The organism is Sneathiella sp. D3-11 (assembly GCF_055809395.1).
Genome location: NZ_CM147911.1, coordinates 2,095,255 through 2,112,455, shown reverse-complemented (window position 1 = coordinate 2,112,455; position 17,201 = coordinate 2,095,255). Strand labels below are relative to the sequence as shown.

At 52.4% G+C, this 17,201-nt stretch carries 16 protein-coding genes and 1 pseudogene; all 17 read left to right on the top strand.

The genetic code is table 11. The annotated features are described in order from the left end of the window. Positions 1 to 16: 16 nt before the first annotated feature. The 17 genes and pseudogenes from AC0L73_RS10755 (at position 17) to AC0L73_RS10675 (ending at position 17,188) form a co-directional block, all read left to right on the top strand. Entirely contained in the window at positions 17 to 937 is a 921-nt protein-coding gene (locus tag AC0L73_RS10755) for a hemolysin family protein (protein ID WP_227948222.1), read from the top strand. Further along, positions 934 to 2,514, top strand: a complete 1,581-nt coding sequence (gene lnt / locus AC0L73_RS10750) for an apolipoprotein N-acyltransferase (protein WP_227948223.1) — start codon at positions 934 to 936, stop codon at positions 2,512 to 2,514. The genes AC0L73_RS10755 and lnt overlap by 4 nt, the downstream gene beginning before the upstream one ends. Positions 2,515 to 2,623: 109 nt before the next feature. After that, positions 2,624 to 3,046: a helix-turn-helix domain-containing protein gene (locus AC0L73_RS10745; protein ID WP_227948224.1), complete on the top strand. Its 423-nt coding sequence runs from the start codon at positions 2,624 to 2,626 to the stop codon at positions 3,044 to 3,046. 130 nt (positions 3,047 to 3,176) lie between these two features. Then, the gene (gene metK, locus AC0L73_RS10740) at positions 3,177 to 4,346 is read left to right on the top strand and encodes a methionine adenosyltransferase (protein ID WP_227948225.1); all 1,170 of its coding nucleotides are present in this window, start codon (positions 3,177 to 3,179) and stop codon (positions 4,344 to 4,346) included. A 10-nt stretch (positions 4,347 to 4,356) separates the two neighbouring features. Continuing rightward, positions 4,357 to 5,052, top strand: a complete 696-nt coding sequence (trmB, locus tag AC0L73_RS10735) for a tRNA (guanine(46)-N(7))-methyltransferase TrmB (protein ID WP_227948226.1) — start codon at positions 4,357 to 4,359, stop codon at positions 5,050 to 5,052. 109 nt (positions 5,053 to 5,161) lie between these two features. Beyond that, positions 5,162 to 5,701: a ribosome maturation factor RimP gene (rimP, locus tag AC0L73_RS10730; protein ID WP_227948227.1), complete on the top strand. Its 540-nt coding sequence runs from the start codon at positions 5,162 to 5,164 to the stop codon at positions 5,699 to 5,701. 34 nt (positions 5,702 to 5,735) lie between these two features. Further along, positions 5,736 to 7,301 (top strand): transcription termination factor NusA, encoded by a 1,566-nt coding sequence (gene nusA, locus AC0L73_RS10725; protein WP_227948228.1) that lies wholly within the window; start codon positions 5,736 to 5,738, stop codon positions 7,299 to 7,301. Further along, the gene (locus AC0L73_RS10720; RefSeq protein ID WP_473653730.1) at positions 7,255 to 7,917 is read left to right on the top strand and encodes an RNA-binding protein; all 663 of its coding nucleotides are present in this window, start codon (positions 7,255 to 7,257) and stop codon (positions 7,915 to 7,917) included. Before nusA ends, AC0L73_RS10720 begins: the two co-directional genes overlap by 47 nt. Before the next feature lie 2 nt (positions 7,918 to 7,919). Beyond that, positions 7,920 to 10,604, top strand: a complete 2,685-nt coding sequence (infB, locus tag AC0L73_RS10715; RefSeq protein ID WP_473653729.1) for a translation initiation factor IF-2 — start codon at positions 7,920 to 7,922, stop codon at positions 10,602 to 10,604. A gap of 43 nt (positions 10,605 to 10,647) precedes the next feature. Next, complete coding sequence (rbfA, locus tag AC0L73_RS10710) at positions 10,648 to 11,037, top strand: 30S ribosome-binding factor RbfA (protein ID WP_227948230.1); 390 nt, start codon at positions 10,648 to 10,650, stop codon at positions 11,035 to 11,037. 6 nt (positions 11,038 to 11,043) lie between these two features. Next, positions 11,044 to 11,522, top strand: a pseudogene (truB, locus tag AC0L73_RS10705) (tRNA pseudouridine(55) synthase TruB); the annotation flags it as partial. A 33-nt stretch (positions 11,523 to 11,555) separates the two neighbouring features. Next, on the top strand, positions 11,556 to 11,939 hold the full coding sequence (locus AC0L73_RS10700) for a tRNA pseudouridine(55) synthase TruB (protein WP_473655442.1): 384 nt from the start codon (positions 11,556 to 11,558) through the stop codon (positions 11,937 to 11,939). Between the two features lie 15 nt (positions 11,940 to 11,954). Beyond that, complete coding sequence (gene rpsO / locus AC0L73_RS10695; protein ID WP_473653728.1) at positions 11,955 to 12,224, top strand: 30S ribosomal protein S15; 270 nt, start codon at positions 11,955 to 11,957, stop codon at positions 12,222 to 12,224. A gap of 220 nt (positions 12,225 to 12,444) precedes the next feature. Next, positions 12,445 to 14,547 (top strand): polyribonucleotide nucleotidyltransferase, encoded by a 2,103-nt coding sequence (pnp, locus tag AC0L73_RS10690; RefSeq protein ID WP_227948233.1) that lies wholly within the window; start codon positions 12,445 to 12,447, stop codon positions 14,545 to 14,547. Positions 14,548 to 14,695: 148 nt separating this feature from the next. Further along, positions 14,696 to 16,096: an NAD(P)H-dependent flavin oxidoreductase gene (locus tag AC0L73_RS10685; protein WP_473653727.1), complete on the top strand. Its 1,401-nt coding sequence runs from the start codon at positions 14,696 to 14,698 to the stop codon at positions 16,094 to 16,096. A gap of 111 nt (positions 16,097 to 16,207) precedes the next feature. Then, on the top strand, positions 16,208 to 16,627 hold the full coding sequence (irrA, locus tag AC0L73_RS10680) for an iron response transcriptional regulator IrrA (protein WP_227948235.1): 420 nt from the start codon (positions 16,208 to 16,210) through the stop codon (positions 16,625 to 16,627). Positions 16,628 to 16,768: 141 nt separating this feature from the next. Next, on the top strand, positions 16,769 to 17,188 hold the full coding sequence (locus AC0L73_RS10675) for a rubrerythrin family protein (RefSeq protein WP_227948236.1): 420 nt from the start codon (positions 16,769 to 16,771) through the stop codon (positions 17,186 to 17,188). Positions 17,189 to 17,201 lie beyond the last annotated feature (13 nt).

Below are 17,201 nucleotides of genomic sequence, written 5' to 3'. Positions count from 1 at the left end.
AGACCCCTGACCGAAAATGACCGAAAATGTGTCGAGCGAGAGCCTTCCCGAAACGCCGGAAGATCCGACAATACCAAAATCCTCGAATGGTGTCCTACATATGCTAAAGCGGGTTCTCGGAATCGGGCAGCAATCGGATCGAAGCGTCCGCTCAACGCTTGAGGAATTGATCGAAGAGCATAACGATCCGGAACAATCCATTAACGCCACCGAGAAATTGATGCTGACCAATATCCTGAGTTTCAGTGAACTCAGCATAAGTGATGTGTTGGTCCCACGCGCCGACATAGAGGCGATCGATGCTAATTCGACACTGCATGAGGTGGTAGAGCGGTTCAAGGAAACAAGCCATTCGCGCATGCCCGTTTACAGCGAGACACTGGATAATGTGACCGGCATGTTCCACATCAAGGACCTGATCAACTTCTGGAGCAAGAAAGACGGGGGTGATTGGTTGAACTTCCGACGCGAAATTCTATTCGTGCCGCCATCAATGACTGTTCCTGACCTCCTGCTTAAAATGCGCGCGACACATATTCACATGGCGGCCGTCGTCGATGAATATGGTGGTATTGACGGGCTGGTTACGATCGAGGATCTGGTCGAGGAAATTGTCGGTGACATCGAGGACGAGCATGACGAGCAGGAAGGTCCACTGATCGTCGTCGGCGCGAATGGCATGCTTGAAGCCGATGCGCGGGCATCCATTGAGGAACTTGAAGCGCTCGTGGAAATGGACCTACTTCCCGAAGAGGAAGACGATGAAGTAGATACGGTTGGCGGCCTGGTCTTTCAGCTTGCCGGTCAGATTCCAGCGCGCGGGGAAATCATCTCCCATTCCGGCGGCTTGGATTTTGAAATCATCGATGCGGACCCCAGAAAAGTCAAAAAGGTTAGAATTCGGCGACGCGCACCGGATTCGGAACTTGCTGAATGACGGCCCTGAATACTTGGGTTTCAAACTTGTCCCAGATTAAGAAGTATCTTCTTGCCTTTATACTGGGTGCCCTTATTGCCGCGGCGTTGCCGCCACTTAATCTTGTCTTCTTGCTCCCGGTCAGCTTTACCGGCCTTCTCTGGATACTCAGTACTGCAACTACGCGGCGGCAGGCTTTCCTTGCGGGGTGGTGGTTTGGTTGGGGGCAGTTCATTGCCGGGCTATATTGGATCGGCGTCGCCTTCACAGTGGACGCAAAGACACATGCATTGTTGATGCCTTTGCCCGTTCTGGTGCTTCCCGCAATTCTTGCCATTTTCTCTGGCTGCGCCACGCTTGTAACCCATATGTCCGGGGCAAGATCGCTTGCGAGGGTTTTTATTCTCAGCGCAGCCTGGATCGCGTTTGAGTATGTCCGCGGGGTAATTTTCACCGGCTTCGCCTGGAACACGATTGGCTATAGCTGGAGCGGTATTCTCCCGGTTCTGCAAACAACTGCATTTATGGGGGTGTACGGCCTGACCCTGCTGACGGTTTTTCTGAGCTCCCTGCCCGCGCTTTTTGGAGAAGCCGAAACATCGCGAAGGACGGCTTCTCTTTCACTCGCTATCACCGCCGGGCTTTTTGCAATTTTCTACGGTATCGGTATAGCCCGCATCCCGGCCACAGCCGTGAAAACTTTCGAGAATGCAACTTTGCGCATCGTCCAGCCAAATATTCCACAAAAGGATAAATGGAAGCATAATCTTCTTCTGGAGCATTTGCGCAAGATTGTAGCGCTCAGCCTGACCGATGATGGAACCAGTCTACCCCGTTACTTTATCTGGCCAGAAACGGCGGTGCCGTATTATCTAACGACGACGAAGCCGTTACAAAAAGAACTGGCGCAAATTATCCCGCCGGGCGGCGCCATTGCAACCGGTGCCCCACGTCGTGACCCCGTTGTTCGACAATACTGGAACAGCCTGCAGGTTCTCGGCGAGACTGGCGAGATACTGGATATTTATGACAAGCAGCATCTGGTACCTTATGGTGAATACATGCCGCTCCGCTCACTTATGGCGGCGACTGGCCTTTCTGAAATCATTCCCGCACTCGATCAGATGTCTGATTTTGCCACGCCGGATAGTTCCGCAAAAAAAGTGATCAATATTCCCGGCCTACCGCCTGCGCGGGCTCTGATATGTTACGAAATTGTCTTCCCGTGGGAGGTAGATCCCGACACCCCCTTTTCCTGGATCCTCAATATTACTAATGATGGATGGTTTGGCACGACATCGGGCCCTTACCAGCATTTTGCCATGACCCGGACCCGCGCGGTTGAGCAGGGTGTCGCAGTAGTGCGAGCCGCAAATACGGGCATTTCGGCAATCATTGATCCGTATGGCCGTGTACCAGAAGAACTCGCCCTCAATGAAACAGGTTTTATTGACGGAGATTTGCCTCTACCGATACCGGAACGGACATTGTATGCGCACTACGGTGAGGCAATCCCGGTTGCACTGGTGATCGCCTTTACTGGAATTGGGATCGGTCTTCGCCGCCGACCTTCGAAAAACGCACGCTTGTCTTCTTGACTAGAAATTTCTTTGGCGATACTGATTAAAAACAACTTGAAGGTTTAGAAGTGCGAACTGTTAGCACGTATGGTTATTTTCAAACCGCCAGATAGTATGAGGGATATAGATGTCAAATCATCCGGTGGATGCGCATGTAGGTAGCCGACTCCGAATGCGTCGGACATTACTTGGTCTTAGCCAACAAAAGCTGGGAGAAAAGCTGGGCTTGACGTTCCAACAAATACAAAAATACGAACGCGGCGCCAATCGTATCGGCGCAAGCCGTCTGTTTGAGCTCAGTCGTATTCTTGATGTAAAGCCCGCCTTCTTTTTTGAGGAAATGCCGTCAGGAAGCACCCTACAAACCTCAGGCATACAGGAACCAACAGACGAGTTCGAACATGATTTTCTCGGAAAACGCGAGACTTTGGAACTTGTCCGTGCCTACTACAAAATTAATAATCTGGACGTTCGCAAACGGGTCTTTGATGTCGTCAAGGCATTGGCCGCTGATGAGGCAGATAAAGACACTTCTGTGTCGACGAATTAGACCGGAACGCAGATTTTCTTGACCGCAACTTCGATTTTGTTAGAGTGCGGCAGACTTTCAAATTGGGTGGTCGGCGCCGTTCCCTTTGGCTTCCATAAAGCGCCATTGACTAAAACAAAAGGATGTTCGCGTGCCTAGCAAAAATTTTCTTTTCACAAGTGAATCGGTATCGGAAGGGCACCCTGACAAGGTTTGTGACCGGATTTCGGACAGTATTGTCGATTTATATCTGTCACAGGACCCCTTTTCCCGCGTCGCCTGCGAAACACTGACGACAACAAACAAGATTGTGCTTGCCGGTGAGGTTCGCGGCCCAGCTGAAATCACGAAATCCCTTATTGAAGAAACTGCTCGCGCCGCCGTAAAGGACATCGGTTATGAACAGGATGGCTTTCATTGGAAGAATGCGTCCGTCGATGTGTATCTGCATGCTCAGTCAGTGGACATCGCTCAAGGTGTGGATGCCGCTGGCAATAAGGATGAAGGCGCCGGCGATCAGGGGATTATGTTCGGTTATGCGGTGAACGAGACAGATGTCCTGATGCCCGCGCCTATTTATTATTCCCACAATATTCTGAAAGCACTTGCGGATGCACGTCACAGCGGCACGGAAATAGGCTTGGGACCGGATTCAAAAAGTCAGGTCACTCTCGCCTATGAAGATGGAAAACCCGTCCGCGCAACGTCGGTTGTTGTCTCCACCCAACATGATGAAGGCCTCGACACGGATGCCGTGCGGGAAATTGTTCGCAAATACGTCGTCGACGTACTACCCGATGGCTGGATGTGTCCGGAAGATGAATTCTACGTCAACCCAACCGGAAAATTCGTCATCGGTGGCCCGGACGGGGACGCCGGTTTGACAGGCCGTAAGATCATTGTTGATACATATGGCGGTGCCGCGCCTCATGGCGGCGGTGCTTTTTCAGGTAAGGATCCAACAAAAGTCGACCGCTCCGCCGCCTATGCGTCTCGTTATCTCGCCAAAAACGTCGTAGCCGCTGGCCTTGCTGATCGCTGCTGCATCCAGGTATCTTACGCCATTGGCGTATCCAAGCCGCTGTCACTCTATGTTGATCTTTACGGAACAGGTCAGGTTGACGAAAATAAAGTCGCCAAGGCTCTGATGGAAGTTATGGATCTGACGCCGCGCGGCATTCGGGAGCATCTTGGCCTGAACAAACCGATCTATGCCCGGACTGCCGCCTATGGCCATTTTGGCAGAGCGCCCGAAGCAGATGGTGGCTTCTCTTGGGAAAAGACCGATCTGGTGGACAGTTTGAAATCTGCGCTTTCCTAACGCTGTGACAATGTCGGACATGCAGACGAAGGACGGCGCGCGCATCCTGTATGGCCGTCGCCGGGGAAAGCCTCTTCGCAAGGGGCAGCAACGTCTGATCGAATCATGGTTTCCAAAACTGGCTATTTCGCTTGAGCCATGCCAGATTGACCTCCCTTGCCTGTTCGACGATTCCTGCCGCGCCTTTTGGCTGGAGATTGGCTTTGGCAGTGGGGAACATCTGGCATGGCAGGCGAAGGAAAATCCCGATGTCGGCTTTATCGGTTGCGAACCGTATATCAATGGCGTCGCAACCCTTCTAGGCAAGCTGGAAGAAAATGACGCGAAGAATGTCCGGCTCCATAACGACGCGGCAGAACTGGTAATCGGAAAACTGCCCGATGCAAGCATTGATCGTGCGTTTATTCTTTTCCCTGACCCCTGGCCAAAAAGCGGGCATAAAAAACGGCGATTCGTCTCTAATGAAAACATTGAATCCCTCGCCCGGGTTATTAAACCCGGTGGGGAGCTTCGAATCGGTACTGATCATGAGGATTACGGCGCATGGATCCTTTGGCACATGCTGCGATCCGAAAAATTCACATGGATAGCTGAAAAACCTGAGGATTGGCGTGAGCGCGGGAGCGACTGGCCACCAACGCGCTATGAGATGAAGGCCGTCGAAAAAGGGCTGCGGCCCGTCTACTATCGATTCCACCGCCAATAGGCCAGTTCCTGCGGGGCCAACGCAAATAAAAAGCTTGGCTTTGCCAGCATCTCAGCTATTATAGGCGTATACATACTGTTCGCTCACCGTCAGGATGAGCATTTGAGCGGTGGGCCTCTGGTCCGCTGTTTTTTTATGTTTTGTCACAACTGCGAGAAGTACCCTGAACCCGATCGAGAAAATTGAAGATCTGATCACGCCGCCTTTAAATGATATGGGCTACGAAGTGGTGCGGGTACGCCTGACGGGAAGCGAAAGTAAAGTGCTTCAGATTATGGCGGAAAAACCAGACGGGACAATGACCATTGAGGGTTGCACGGAAGTCAGCCAGATGGTATCGGCGCTGTTAGATGTGGAAGATCCCATTTCGGGTGCCTATAATCTTGAAGTTTCCTCTCCTGGAATTGATCGGCCGCTGACGCGCCTCAAGGATTTTCAGCGCTGGTCCGGGTTTGAGGCAAAAGTGGAATTGGAGCAGGCTGTTGACGGCCAGCGCCGATATCGTGGGAAGCTGTTGGGCCTAGAGAATGATATGGTCATACTGCAGCTGGACGACTCCAGTCGACTGGAGCTGCCTTTTTCTGACGTGAGGAAGGCAAAATTGATTTTGACAGACGAACTGATCGCGGCGAGCACAAGTCGTGATTAAATCGTAAACATGTTTTTTGGACGGACATTTGGTCATGGAAAACGCAGCTAGTTTAAACCGCCTGGAATTATTGCAAGTCGCCGATGCGGTTGCCCGAGAAAAGGTTATCGATCGGGATATCGTTTTGGAAGCAATGGAAGAGGCTATCCAGAAAGCGGCGCGCGCTAAATACGGGCATGAAAATGACATTCGCGCCAATATTGATCGGGGAACAGGTGAAATTCGTCTTGCCCGCATCCGTGAAGTCGCCGAGGAAGTCGAGAATGAGGCGACGCAGATTTCTGTTGCCGACGCCCAGCCGGAAAAAGAAGGCGCCGTCGTTGGCGATCTGCTGGTCGACCCGCTGCCACCCATCGATTTTGGTCGCATCGCTGCCCAGACGGCAAAGCAGGTGATCGTTCAAAAGGTCCGTGAAGCGGAGCGTGAACGCCAGTATCATGAGTATAAGGATCGCGTCGGCGAGGTTGTCAACGGCATCGTCAAACGTGTTGAATATGGCAATGTAACGGTTGATCTAGGCAAAGCTGACGCCGTGGTCCGCCGCGATGAAATGTTGCCGCGAGAAACATTCCGTCAGGGCGACCGTATTCGTGCCTATATCTATGACGTGCGGCAAGAGCCTCGCGGACCGCAGATTTTTCTCTCCCGCAGTCATCCACAGTTTATGTCGAAACTGTTCGGTCAGGAAGTGCCTGAAATTTATGACGGCATTATCGAAGTGAAGGCCGTTGCCCGCGATCCGGGAAGCCGGGCGAAAATTGCCGTTCTTTCCAGCGACCCGAGCATTGACCCAGTTGGTGCCTGTGTAGGTATGCGCGGGTCTCGCGTGCAAGCAGTAGTCAACGAGTTGCAGGGCGAGAAGATTGATATCATTCAGTGGTCGCCCGATCAGGCAAGCTTCATTGTCAATGCATTGGCGCCTGCAGAAGTCGCCAAAGTCGTGCTTGATGAAGATGCAAACCGTATCGAGGTTGTTGTTCCTGATGACCAGCTCTCCCTCGCCATTGGTCGGCGCGGACAGAATGTCCGGCTTGCCTCACAACTGTCCGGCTGGGATATCGATATCCTGACGGAGGAAGAGGAAAGCAACCGACGTCAGGCTGAATTCACTGAGCGTACACAAAACTTCATGGCCGCCCTTGATGTGGACGAGACGATTGCCCAACTATTGGCCTCGGAAGGGTTTACCTCTGTTGAAGACGTCATGTATGTGGATGTCAACGAAATTGCCGAAATCGAAGGCTTCGATGAAGAAATCGCAGTTGAGTTGAGCAATCGTGCGCGAGAATATGTCGAGCAAACTAATTCCGAGCTGGAAGAAAAGCGGCAGGAAATGGGTGTCAGTGATGACATCGTGAATTTGCAGCTCCTGACCCCTGCCATGATTGTCGCTCTGGGTGAAGCTGGCGTTAAGGAACTTGACGATCTCGCGGATCTGTCTGGCGACGAACTTATCAGCCCGGAAGACGGAATTTTACGTGAATTCGGCCTGACGGCAGATGAAGCCAATCAGGTTGTAATGGCGGCACGCGCGCATTGGTTCGAAGATGAAGATGCCGCGACGGAAGAAGAAACAGAGGAAGAAAATTCAGCCGATTGAGGCAGCTGGCGGAGAAGTAGACTTGAGTGATCCGCAACGCCGGTGTATAGCCACTGGACAAATACAGGAAAAGGACGCACTACTTCGCTTTGCGGTCTCACCTGATGGTCAGTTGGTTCATGATATTGGCTTTAACTTGCCTGGACGCGGAATCTGGGTAAGCTGCGATGCGAAAGCAGTTGAGCTGGCAGTTAAGAAACGACTGTTTGGCAAAGCGGCGAAGCGAACAGTAACTGTGTCGGAAGACCTGGTAGCGATAATTGACCAGTCTTTGGCACAACGAAGTTTGTCCCTGATAGGGCTTGGGCGTAAAGGCGGTTTGGTGACAGTCGGCTTTGCCAAGGTTGAGAGGGCGCTGAAATCGGGGAAGGCAACCTTATTGATTGCCGCCGCCGATGGAGCCGAAGACGGACGGCAGAAGCTCAAGCGGATCGCTGGACCGCTGCCAGTGATAGAAATATTCAGCGGCGCCGAATTAAGTCAGGCGTTGGGTTTGGAAAATGCAATCCATGCCTGCCTGACAAATAGCGCCCTGACGAAAAAGATTTTGACGGCGGCCTCCCGGCTGAAAATGTTCAGGGGTCAACGCAACCTAAATACCGAAGTGTCGGAGTAAGAATGACTGAGACAAATGACAAGGATGGGCGTAAGTCGCTTAGCCTGAATAAACCGTTAGAAGCGAAAAAACCCGCTGGCGGCAATAGTCAGGTCCGTCAGAGCTTTACCCATGGGCGCTCCAAGACGGTACAGGTGGAAGTGCGCAAAAAGCGTAGCACTCTGGGTCTTGGCGGCCAGAAGCCAGCTACAGCTAGCCCTGCTGCACCGGCGGCAAAGAAGACTCTCCATGTCGCGAAGCCTGCGGCAAGCAAGAAAAAGCCAGCTGAAACGTCAAAATCCAGTGGCTCCAAAGATGGAACCGTCATTCTGACTAATGACGAGAAGGCAGCACGCGCAGCGGCGCTAGGTCTCGCTCGTGAGCAATCCTTGCGTGATGCCGCGGAGCAAAAAGCCCGCGAAGAAGCGCAAGCCGCAGAGGACGCACGCAAAGCAGCAGAAGAACCAAAAGCTGCCGATGACGCCACAAAAGAGGCAGAATCTCCAGCTGAGCCTGTAAAACAGAAACGCCGCTCTCCTGAAGAAAGACGCCGTGCAGAAGAGGAAGAGGCGCGCCGTCTGTCAGAAGAAGCAAACGCGACAAAGAATGCGCAAGTTGCCGTCCATCGTGAGAAGGTCAAGTCAACTGCGAAAGACGAAGAACTTCGGCGCGAGGCGAAAGCACCGCCGCCGCGCAATCAACGGACCGTTGAAGGTGACTCCACTCCAGGCAATGATCTCGCAGGTGGTCGCAAGAAAACAACGAAAAATATACGCGGTGCTGAAGAACGTCCCACACCTACTCGCAAACCGAATGAGCAGCGCCGTCGCTCGGGCCGCCTGACAATTGGGGAAGCGCTTGATGATCGTGGGCCGAAACAACGGTCCCTCGCCTCTATCCGGCGCGCCCGCAAAAAGCAGCAGCAAGATGCAGAGCCACCACAGAAAATTTTCCGTGAAGTTACCATCCCGGAAGTCATCTCCGTGCAGGAACTTGCCAACCGTATGACCGAACGTTCTGTCGATGTTATCAAGGCATTGATGAAACTTGGCATCATGGCGACGGCCAATCAGACCATCGATGCGGATACGGCGGAGCTGGTCGTTGAAGAACTCGGCCATAAAGCACGCCGAATTGCCGCGTCCGACGTGGAAATCGGCCTGGGCGGTGAAGAGGAGGACACTGCTGAAAGCCTCCAGCCACGTGCGCCAGTTGTTGCCGTCATGGGCCATGTCGATCATGGTAAAACCTCCCTTCTGGACGCCCTTCGCAAGTCAGACGTTGTCTCCGGCGAAGCGGGCGGTATTACACAGCACATTGGTGCGTATCAGGTAAAGCTCGCCTCCGGTGAGATCATCACCTTCCTCGATACACCATGCCATGAAGCTTTTACAGCAATGCGCATGCGTGGCGCGCAGGTCACTGATATCGTTATTCTGGTCGTTGCCGCAGATGACAGCGTAATGCCCCAGACAATTGAGGCGATCAAACATGCGAAGGCGGCGGAAGTTCCGATTATCGTCGCTATCAACAAATGCGACAAGCCGGCCGCAGACCCGAACAAAGTGCGGCAGGAACTGCTCCAGCATGAAATCTTCGTCGAAGATATGGGTGGTGACGTTCTGGACGTGGAAGTTTCCGCCAAAACGGGCGCCGGGCTTGATAAGCTGCAGGAAGCAATCCTCCTGCAGGCCGAAGTACTGGAACTTAAAGCCAACCCCAACCGGTCCGCACATGGTACGGTTGTCGAGGCAAAACTCGAGACGGGACGCGGCATGGTCGGTACCGTTCTTGTAAACCGGGGAACTCTCCATGTCGGTGACTACTTTGTGATGGGTCCGGCAATGGGCAAAGTTCGCGCTCTTCTTGATCATCGCGGTCAAAACGTTGAAGAAGCGGGACCGTCCGTTCCGGTCGAAGTTCTGGGTATTCAGGGTACGCCGACAGCGGGCGATGATTTCGTTGTGACAGAGTCGGAAAGTAAGGCGAAGGAAATTGCCACCTACCGTCAGCAACTGGACAAGGACAAGAAGGTTACAGCAAGCGCCCGTGGCACGATTGAGCAGATGTTCAGCGCCATTCAGGAAGGCACAGCGGATGAACTGCCGGTCGTGATCAAGGCGGACGTTCAAGGTTCGGCGGAAGCAATTACCACGGCCCTTGAAAACCTTGGCACCGATGAAGTTGCGGTAAAAGTCCTTCTCTCCGGCGTTGGTGGTATCACTGAATCCGATGTTGCCCTAGCGGCCGCGTCACGGGCAATTATTATCGCCTTTAACACCCGTGCCAACAAGCAGGCGAGAGATGAAGCTGAAAGTCAGGGCATCGATATTCAGTATTACTCAGTCATCTACAACGTGATCGACGATATGCGAGCGATGCTGTCCGGCATGCTGGCCCCGACCCTGCGGGAAAACTTCCTCGGCTATGCGGAAATTCGCGAAGTCTTCAATATTTCGAAGATCGGAAAAATCGGCGGCTGTATGGTTACCGAAGGCAACGTCAAGCGCGGCGCGAAGGTACGATTGCTGCGTGATGATGTAGTTATTCATGAAGGAACACTGTCAACTCTCAAGCGCTTCAAGGATGAAGTCAAAGAGGTGAAATCCGGCATGGAATGCGGTATGGCGTTCGAGAATTACCATGACCTGAAAGTCGGTGACTTCATCGAATGCTTTGAGGTCGAAGAGGTGGCACGGGAGCTTTAGGGCTCCCCTGCTCAACATCGCGTAGATTCGCGGGAGAAATCTCATGGCACATACAAAACGAGGCCCAAGGACTGCGAGCAAGCGGCAGTTACGTGTGGGCGAAGAGCTCCGCCATGTCATTGCCGATATTCTCTCACGGGACTTGATTCATGATCCGGATGTTGCGGGGTCGTCTGTCACGATCTCGGAAGTGAAACCGAGTCCTGACATGCGAAATGCTACCGTCTATGTCACCTCTCTTGGCGGTGTCAACGAGGAAGCAGTCATCGCCGGCCTTAATCGGACGTCAGGCGTCATTCAGGGAGAGATGGGAAAACATCTTACCATGAAGTTCACCCCACGGCTGGTTTTCAAGAAGGACGATTCCTTTGCCTACGGCAGCCATATAGACGATCTCATTCGCAAAAACCGGCTACCGGAAGATTCCAAATAGCATCCTATGGCACGAAAGCGGCGCGGTATCCCCATCCATGGATGGCTCAACATTGACAAGGATGCTGGCCTGAGCTCTGCGCAGGTGGTGGGCCGTGTCAAGCGGATCATGAATGCGGCAAAGGCGGGCCATGCGGGCACGCTCGACCCCTTTGCAACCGGAATTCTCCCCATCGCACTTGGCGAGGCGACGAAAACGGTCAGCTATATCACTGATGACAGCAAGGAATATCGTTTCACCGCCCGTTGGGGGGAAAAGCGCAATACGGATGATATTGAAGGGGAAATCGAGGCCACGTCCGATATCCGCCCAACCCGAGAGGATATTCTGAATATCCTGCCTTCTTTTACCGGCACGATCCGACAGTACCCCCTGCTTTTTCCGCCATTAAAATAAATGGCGAGCGAGCCTACAAACTGGCCCGTGCCGGACAAGACATTGATATGCCGGAACGCGAAGTCCGTATCGAAAGCTTAAGCCTGATCGAGATCGTTGACACCGAGCACGCCATCTTTGAGGTGACCTGCGGAAAAGGCACATATATCCGCTCTCTCGCTCGCGACATAGCGGTGAAGCTGGGAACTGTTGCCCATTTGTCAGCCCTTCGCCGTATCCGGGTCGGTCCTTTTTTAGAGATGGATGCGATTTCACTGGATAAGTTGGCAAAGCTGTGGCAGTGTCCCGCAGAATTTGAGGGCTTGCTCCCAATTACGACCGCGCTGGACGACATCCCGGCTCTGGCCGTAACGGAACCGCAGGCGATACGTTTGCGGCACGGTAATGACGTGGCGGCCCCAAATCAAGCAGACGGTTTTGTCTGTGCCATGGACGGAAACATCCCGATCGGTATCGCGAAAATCGAGGCTGACCGGATGTACCCTGTCCGGATTTTTAATTTATAAACCTAGGAGAACCCGATGTCGATCACTGCAGAACGTAAAGCAGAACTGATCACGGAATATGCGACAAAAGAAGGGGACACCGGCTCCCCTGAAGTACAGATTGCCATTTTGACTGAACGGATTGGCAACCTTACAGATCATTTCAAAGAACATAAAGGCGATGTGCATTCACGCCGCGGACTGTTAAAAATGGTCAGCCGCCGTCGTCGTCTGCTCGACTACCTACGGAAAGTCGAAGAAACACGTTACCATGAAACTATTAAGCGCCTTGGTATTCGTAAGTAAAGTTAAGATGCGTGGATCTGTCATACAGACCGCACTCCCAACAAACGCCGGTGTCTGCCTTGGGCTCGCCCATTGCACATCGGCGTTTGCCGCATTTAGGAAGGCTTGATCTTCATAAATGCAACGTTTGAAGTTAAGTAAAATAGAAATAAGGACTGAGGCATAGGGTCTCAGATTTGGCAGGACGGCATGGGGCTGTTCCTGCGTTGGAAGGAAAAAAATGTTTGAAGTACATCGCAAGGAAGTGATGTGGGGCGGACGTCCGCTCGTATTGGAAACAGGTAAAGTTGCCCGTCAGGCTGACGGTGCAGTTATGATCACATATGGTGGCACGCAGGTACTCTGTACGGCAGTTGCCCAAAGGACACGGAAGCCGGGACTGGATTTCTTCCCGCTCACTGTCAACTATCAGGAAAAAGCATTCGCCGCCGGTAAGATTCCGGGCGGCTTTTTCAAACGCGAAGGTCGTCCGAGTGAAAAAGAAACTCTCACCTCTCGCTTGATCGACCGGCCGCTGCGCCCGTCTTTCGTAACTGGTTTCAAGAATGAAACACAGGTTATTTGCACAGTTCTCGCGCATGACATGGAAAATGACCCGGATGTCGTTGCCCTCGTTGGCGCATCCGCTGCATTGACAATCTCCGGTATTCCATTCCTCGGTCCGGTTGGCGCTGCACGCGTTGGCTTTATTGACGGAGAGTATGTACTGAACCCGGTCGCCGCACAAATGGACGATACCAAGCTAGACCTTGTGATCGCTGGCACAGAAGAAGCCGTACTGATGATCGAATCAGAAGCGCACGAACTCAGCGAAGAAGAAATGCTGGGCGCAGTGATGTATGGCCATCGCGAAATGCAGACGGTTCTAGATGCAATTATCGAGCTTGCAGAAGCTTGTGCGAAAGAACCCTGGGATTTCACACCCGAGGAAACAGACAAGGATCTGGAAGCAAAAGTAACGGCCGCTGCTGAATCCGCGCTCGCCGATGCTTACAAAGAGCAGGTCAAGCAAACTCGGACAGATAAAGTGTCAGCTGCGAAGGAAGCTGCGATTGCCTCACTTGATGAAGATGAGCGTGAAGATGCTGGCGGTATCCTGAAAAAGATCGAGAAGAAAATTGTCCGTGGCAACATCATTGCAACGGGTAGCCGCATTGATGGACGGGATACCAAAACGGTTCGCCCGATTATCGCTGAAATCGGCTCCCTGCCGCGTAGTCATGGCTCTGCTCTTTTCACACGCGGAGAAACACAGGCTCTGGTCGTTGCCACCCTCGGCACCGGACAGGACGAGCAGATCGTGGATGCGCTTGCGGGCGAGTATCGCGAAAACTTCATGCTTCACTATAACTTCCCACCCTATTCGGTCGGTGAAGTCGGTCGTATCGGTTTTACCGGTCGCCGGGAAGTCGGGCATGGCAAGTTGGCATGGCGGGCAATCCATCCACTATTGCCTGCAAAAGACAAATTCCCATACACATTGCGAGTTGTCTCGGAAGTGACCGAATCTAACGGTTCTTCCTCTATGGCAACTGTATGCGGTACATCTCTTGCGTTGATGGATGCGGGCGTTCCGCTCGAACGCCCCGTGGCCGGTATTGCCATGGGCCTTATTCTGGAAGAAGACGGCCAATTTGCCGTTCTTTCTGATATTCTGGGTGATGAAGACCATCTCGGTGATATGGACTTCAAGGTTGCGGGTACCGATAAAGGGATTACCTCGCTCCAGATGGATATCAAGATTTCCGGCATTACAGAGGAAATCATGCGCATCGCGCTTGCACAGGCCACCGAAGGCCGACTGCATATCCTGAAAGAGATGGGCAAGGCAATCGACAGCGCCCGTGACGGCGTTCGTGATGGCGCCCCTCGTATTACTCAGCTGCAGGTCCATAAAGACAAAATCCGCGATATTATCGGAACAGGTGGCAAGGTTATTCGCGAAATCTGCGAAGTGACCGGCGCCAAAATCGATATCGAGGATGATGGCACCGTCAAGGTTGCCGCAACCACAACTGAAAGTGCGGATGCGGCCATCAACTGGATTAAATCCATCGTTGATGATCCTGAAGTTGGTGTGACCTACACAGGTAAAGTCGTGAAAGTCGTTGATTTCGGTGCTTTCGTGAATTTCTTCGGAAACCGCGATGGCCTCGTTCATATTTCCGAACTGGCGCCGCAGCGCGTCGGCAAGGTTACCGACGTTGTCAACGAAGGCGATGAAGTTCGCGTGAAAGTTCTAGAGATTGACGGTCGCGGCAAAGTACGGCTTTCCATGAAGGCCGTTCTGGCAGACGACGAAAAGGCTGCAGCGGAGGAATAAGGCTCCAACGCCAGCTATATTCGAGATCGAGGGCGGTGTGGACGTAGTTGTCCTGCCGCCCTCGTTTTTTATATGTCTCTTGATGCTTGGGCTACCATGCTCTAAGTGTTAAGTTAATGCTTAGGTATGTAGCCATAGGAATTATCTCGTGAAGCCGTTGAATTCGATTATGTTGTCAGGCAAGGAAGCCCTGCCCCTGATTGAGGGTGGCAAAGGCATTGCTGTATCTTCTGGGCAAAGCTCAGGCGCTTGGGTTGCCGCGGGCGGTGTTGCGACTTTCTCAGGCGTCAATGCCGACAGCTTCGACGATGAGGGAAATATTATTCCGCAAATTTACCATGGTCGTACACGGCGGGACCGTCATGACGAACTGGTTGCCTATGGCATTAAAGGCGGTATTGCCCATGCCCAGATAGCTCACGAGCTTGCAAGTGGAAACGGTCGCATTCACATGAATGTTCTTTGGGAAATGGGTGGCGCGGAACGTATCCTCCACGGCGTTCTTGAGGGAACCAAAGGCCTGATTCACGGAATAACCTGCGGCGCTGGCATGCCCTATCGCATTGCGCAGATCGCCGCCGACTATAAGGTTCACTACTATCCGATAATTTCCTCCGCGCGGGCCTTTCGTGCGTTGTGGAAGCGCGCGTATCACAAATTTTCCGAATGGCTTGGTGGCGTCGTATATGAAGACCCTTGGCTTGCGGGCGGACATAACGGCCTTAGCAATGTTGAAGATCCGCTGAAGCCTGAGGATCCCTACCCACGGGTCGCAGAATTACGCAAGCTCATGAATGAGATGGGCCTTAACAACGTACCGATCATCATGGCAGGAGGTGTTTGGCATATTGACGAATGGGAGCATTGGCTCGACAATCCGGAAATCGGCCCGATTGCGTTCCAGTTTGGCACCCGACCGCTTCTCACGGAAGAGAGCCCTATTTCCGATGCCTGGAAGAAAAAACTTGGCACACTGAAAAAGGGCGACGTCTTTCTCAATAAATTCAGCCCAACTGGTTTCTGGTCTTCTGCCGTGCGCAACGAATTCCTGGACGAGCTGAAAGCTCGCTCTGAACGGCAGGTTGCGTTTTCAAACGAACCTATCGGAGCGCATGATACGTCTTTCGGTATCGGCGCCCGCAAGCGAGAAGTTTACCTGACGGCAGAAGATAAAGGTCGGGCGGAAGGCTGGATCGCGGAAGGGTACACCGAGACCATGAAGACTCCGGACTCAACGCTCATTTTCGTATCGCCTGAGAAAATGGCGGAAATACGTAAAGACCAGATTGATTGTATGGGATGCCTCTCCCAATGCTCTTTCTCCAACTGGGCGGAAGGCGAAAAGGGCAACACAGGCCGGAAAGCTGATCCGAGAAGCTTCTGCATCCAGAAAACCCTGCAGGACGTGATCCATTCCGATGCAAATATTGAGAATAATCTTATGTTTGCCGGGCATGGCGCATATCGTTTCGCGACTGATCCATTCTATGCAGATGGCTTCATTCCGACCGTCAAGCAGCTGATCGAGCGAATAATGACAGGAAAATAGCCCGAAAAGTGGGAAACTTACTGTTGCAGATTTGAATTATTAAAATAAATCCTATATACTTATAATAATGTTCCTCACTGGAGAGGAGCTTAGACATATAGAGTGTAGCCAATGGTGCAATCTGAGTTAATGGATTTAGAGAAAAAACTGAGGGATGCTCAGTTACGGCCAACCAAGCAACGCTTGGTATTGGCACAGTTGTTATTCTCTGATGGCAATCGTCACATCACGGCGGAGCGCTTGCATAATGACGCCATGGGCGCAAATGTTGCGATATCACTCGCCACTATCTACAACAATTTACATCAATTTACCGCCGCTGGTCTCCTGAGGGAAGTTGTTGTGGATTCAAGCCGTTCTTATTTCGATACGAATGTAACGCCGCATCACCATTTCTTTCATGAACAATCCGGCACTTTGGAAGATATCGCGAAGAACGACCTTAAGGTCGACAATATCCCTCCGCTCCCCGATGGTACGGAAATCAGCAGTGTCGATGTAATTGTGCGCGTAAGTTCGACCCAAAAATAGTATCTTCCGCCCATTCCTAAGATTTATTGTTTAGAAGAATTCTAATTTATTGACAGTGGTTTTTCCGGGACCTATATTATTTGGGTAATCCTGTTCTGTCTTGAACAGACCTAATCCAAATTTTCATTCTAGGAGGACTTCATGTCTCTAGCGGGAAGCAAAACCGAACAAAATCTGAAAGATGCCTTTGCAGGTGAATCACAGGCGAACCGCCGTTACCTTTACTTCGCTCAGAAAGCGGATGTCGAAGGATACAACGATGTTGCAACGGTTTTCCGCTCAACGGCGGAAGGTGAAACCGGCCATGCACACGGCCACCTGGAATACCTTGAAGAAGTAGGCGATCCGGCAACCGGCCTGCCCATCGGCGGCACTTCCGATAACCTCAAAGCAGCTGTTGCTGGCGAAACTCACGAATATACTGATATGTATCCGGGCATGGCCAAAACCGCGCGCGAAGAAGGCCATGACGAGATTGCCGACTGGTTCGAAACCCTTGCAAAGGCAGAAAAAAGCCATGCGGGCCGTTTCCAGAAAGCACTCAACACACTGGACGACTAATCCGGCTTTCGGA

Coding starts and splice junctions, on each gene's coding strand:
- AC0L73_RS10755 (WP_227948222.1), top strand. CDS start 17: ATGACCGAAAATGTGTCGAGCGAGAGCCTTCCCGAAACGCCGGAAGAT.
- lnt (WP_227948223.1), top strand. CDS start 934: ATGACGGCCCTGAATACTTGGGTTTCAAACTTGTCCCAGATTAAGAAG.
- AC0L73_RS10745 (WP_227948224.1), top strand. CDS start 2,624: ATGTCAAATCATCCGGTGGATGCGCATGTAGGTAGCCGACTCCGAATG.
- trmB (WP_227948226.1), top strand. CDS start 4,357: ATGTCGGACATGCAGACGAAGGACGGCGCGCGCATCCTGTATGGCCGT.
- nusA (WP_227948228.1), top strand. CDS start 5,736: ATGGAAAACGCAGCTAGTTTAAACCGCCTGGAATTATTGCAAGTCGCC.
- AC0L73_RS10720 (WP_473653730.1), top strand. CDS start 7,255: ATGCCGCGACGGAAGAAGAAACAGAGGAAGAAAATTCAGCCGATTGAG.
- infB (WP_473653729.1), top strand. CDS start 7,920: ATGACTGAGACAAATGACAAGGATGGGCGTAAGTCGCTTAGCCTGAAT.
- rbfA (WP_227948230.1), top strand. CDS start 10,648: ATGGCACATACAAAACGAGGCCCAAGGACTGCGAGCAAGCGGCAGTTA.
- rpsO (WP_473653728.1), top strand. CDS start 11,955: ATGTCGATCACTGCAGAACGTAAAGCAGAACTGATCACGGAATATGCG.
- pnp (WP_227948233.1), top strand. CDS start 12,445: ATGTTTGAAGTACATCGCAAGGAAGTGATGTGGGGCGGACGTCCGCTC.
- irrA (WP_227948235.1), top strand. CDS start 16,208: ATGGTGCAATCTGAGTTAATGGATTTAGAGAAAAAACTGAGGGATGCT.
- AC0L73_RS10675 (WP_227948236.1), top strand. CDS start 16,769: ATGTCTCTAGCGGGAAGCAAAACCGAACAAAATCTGAAAGATGCCTTT.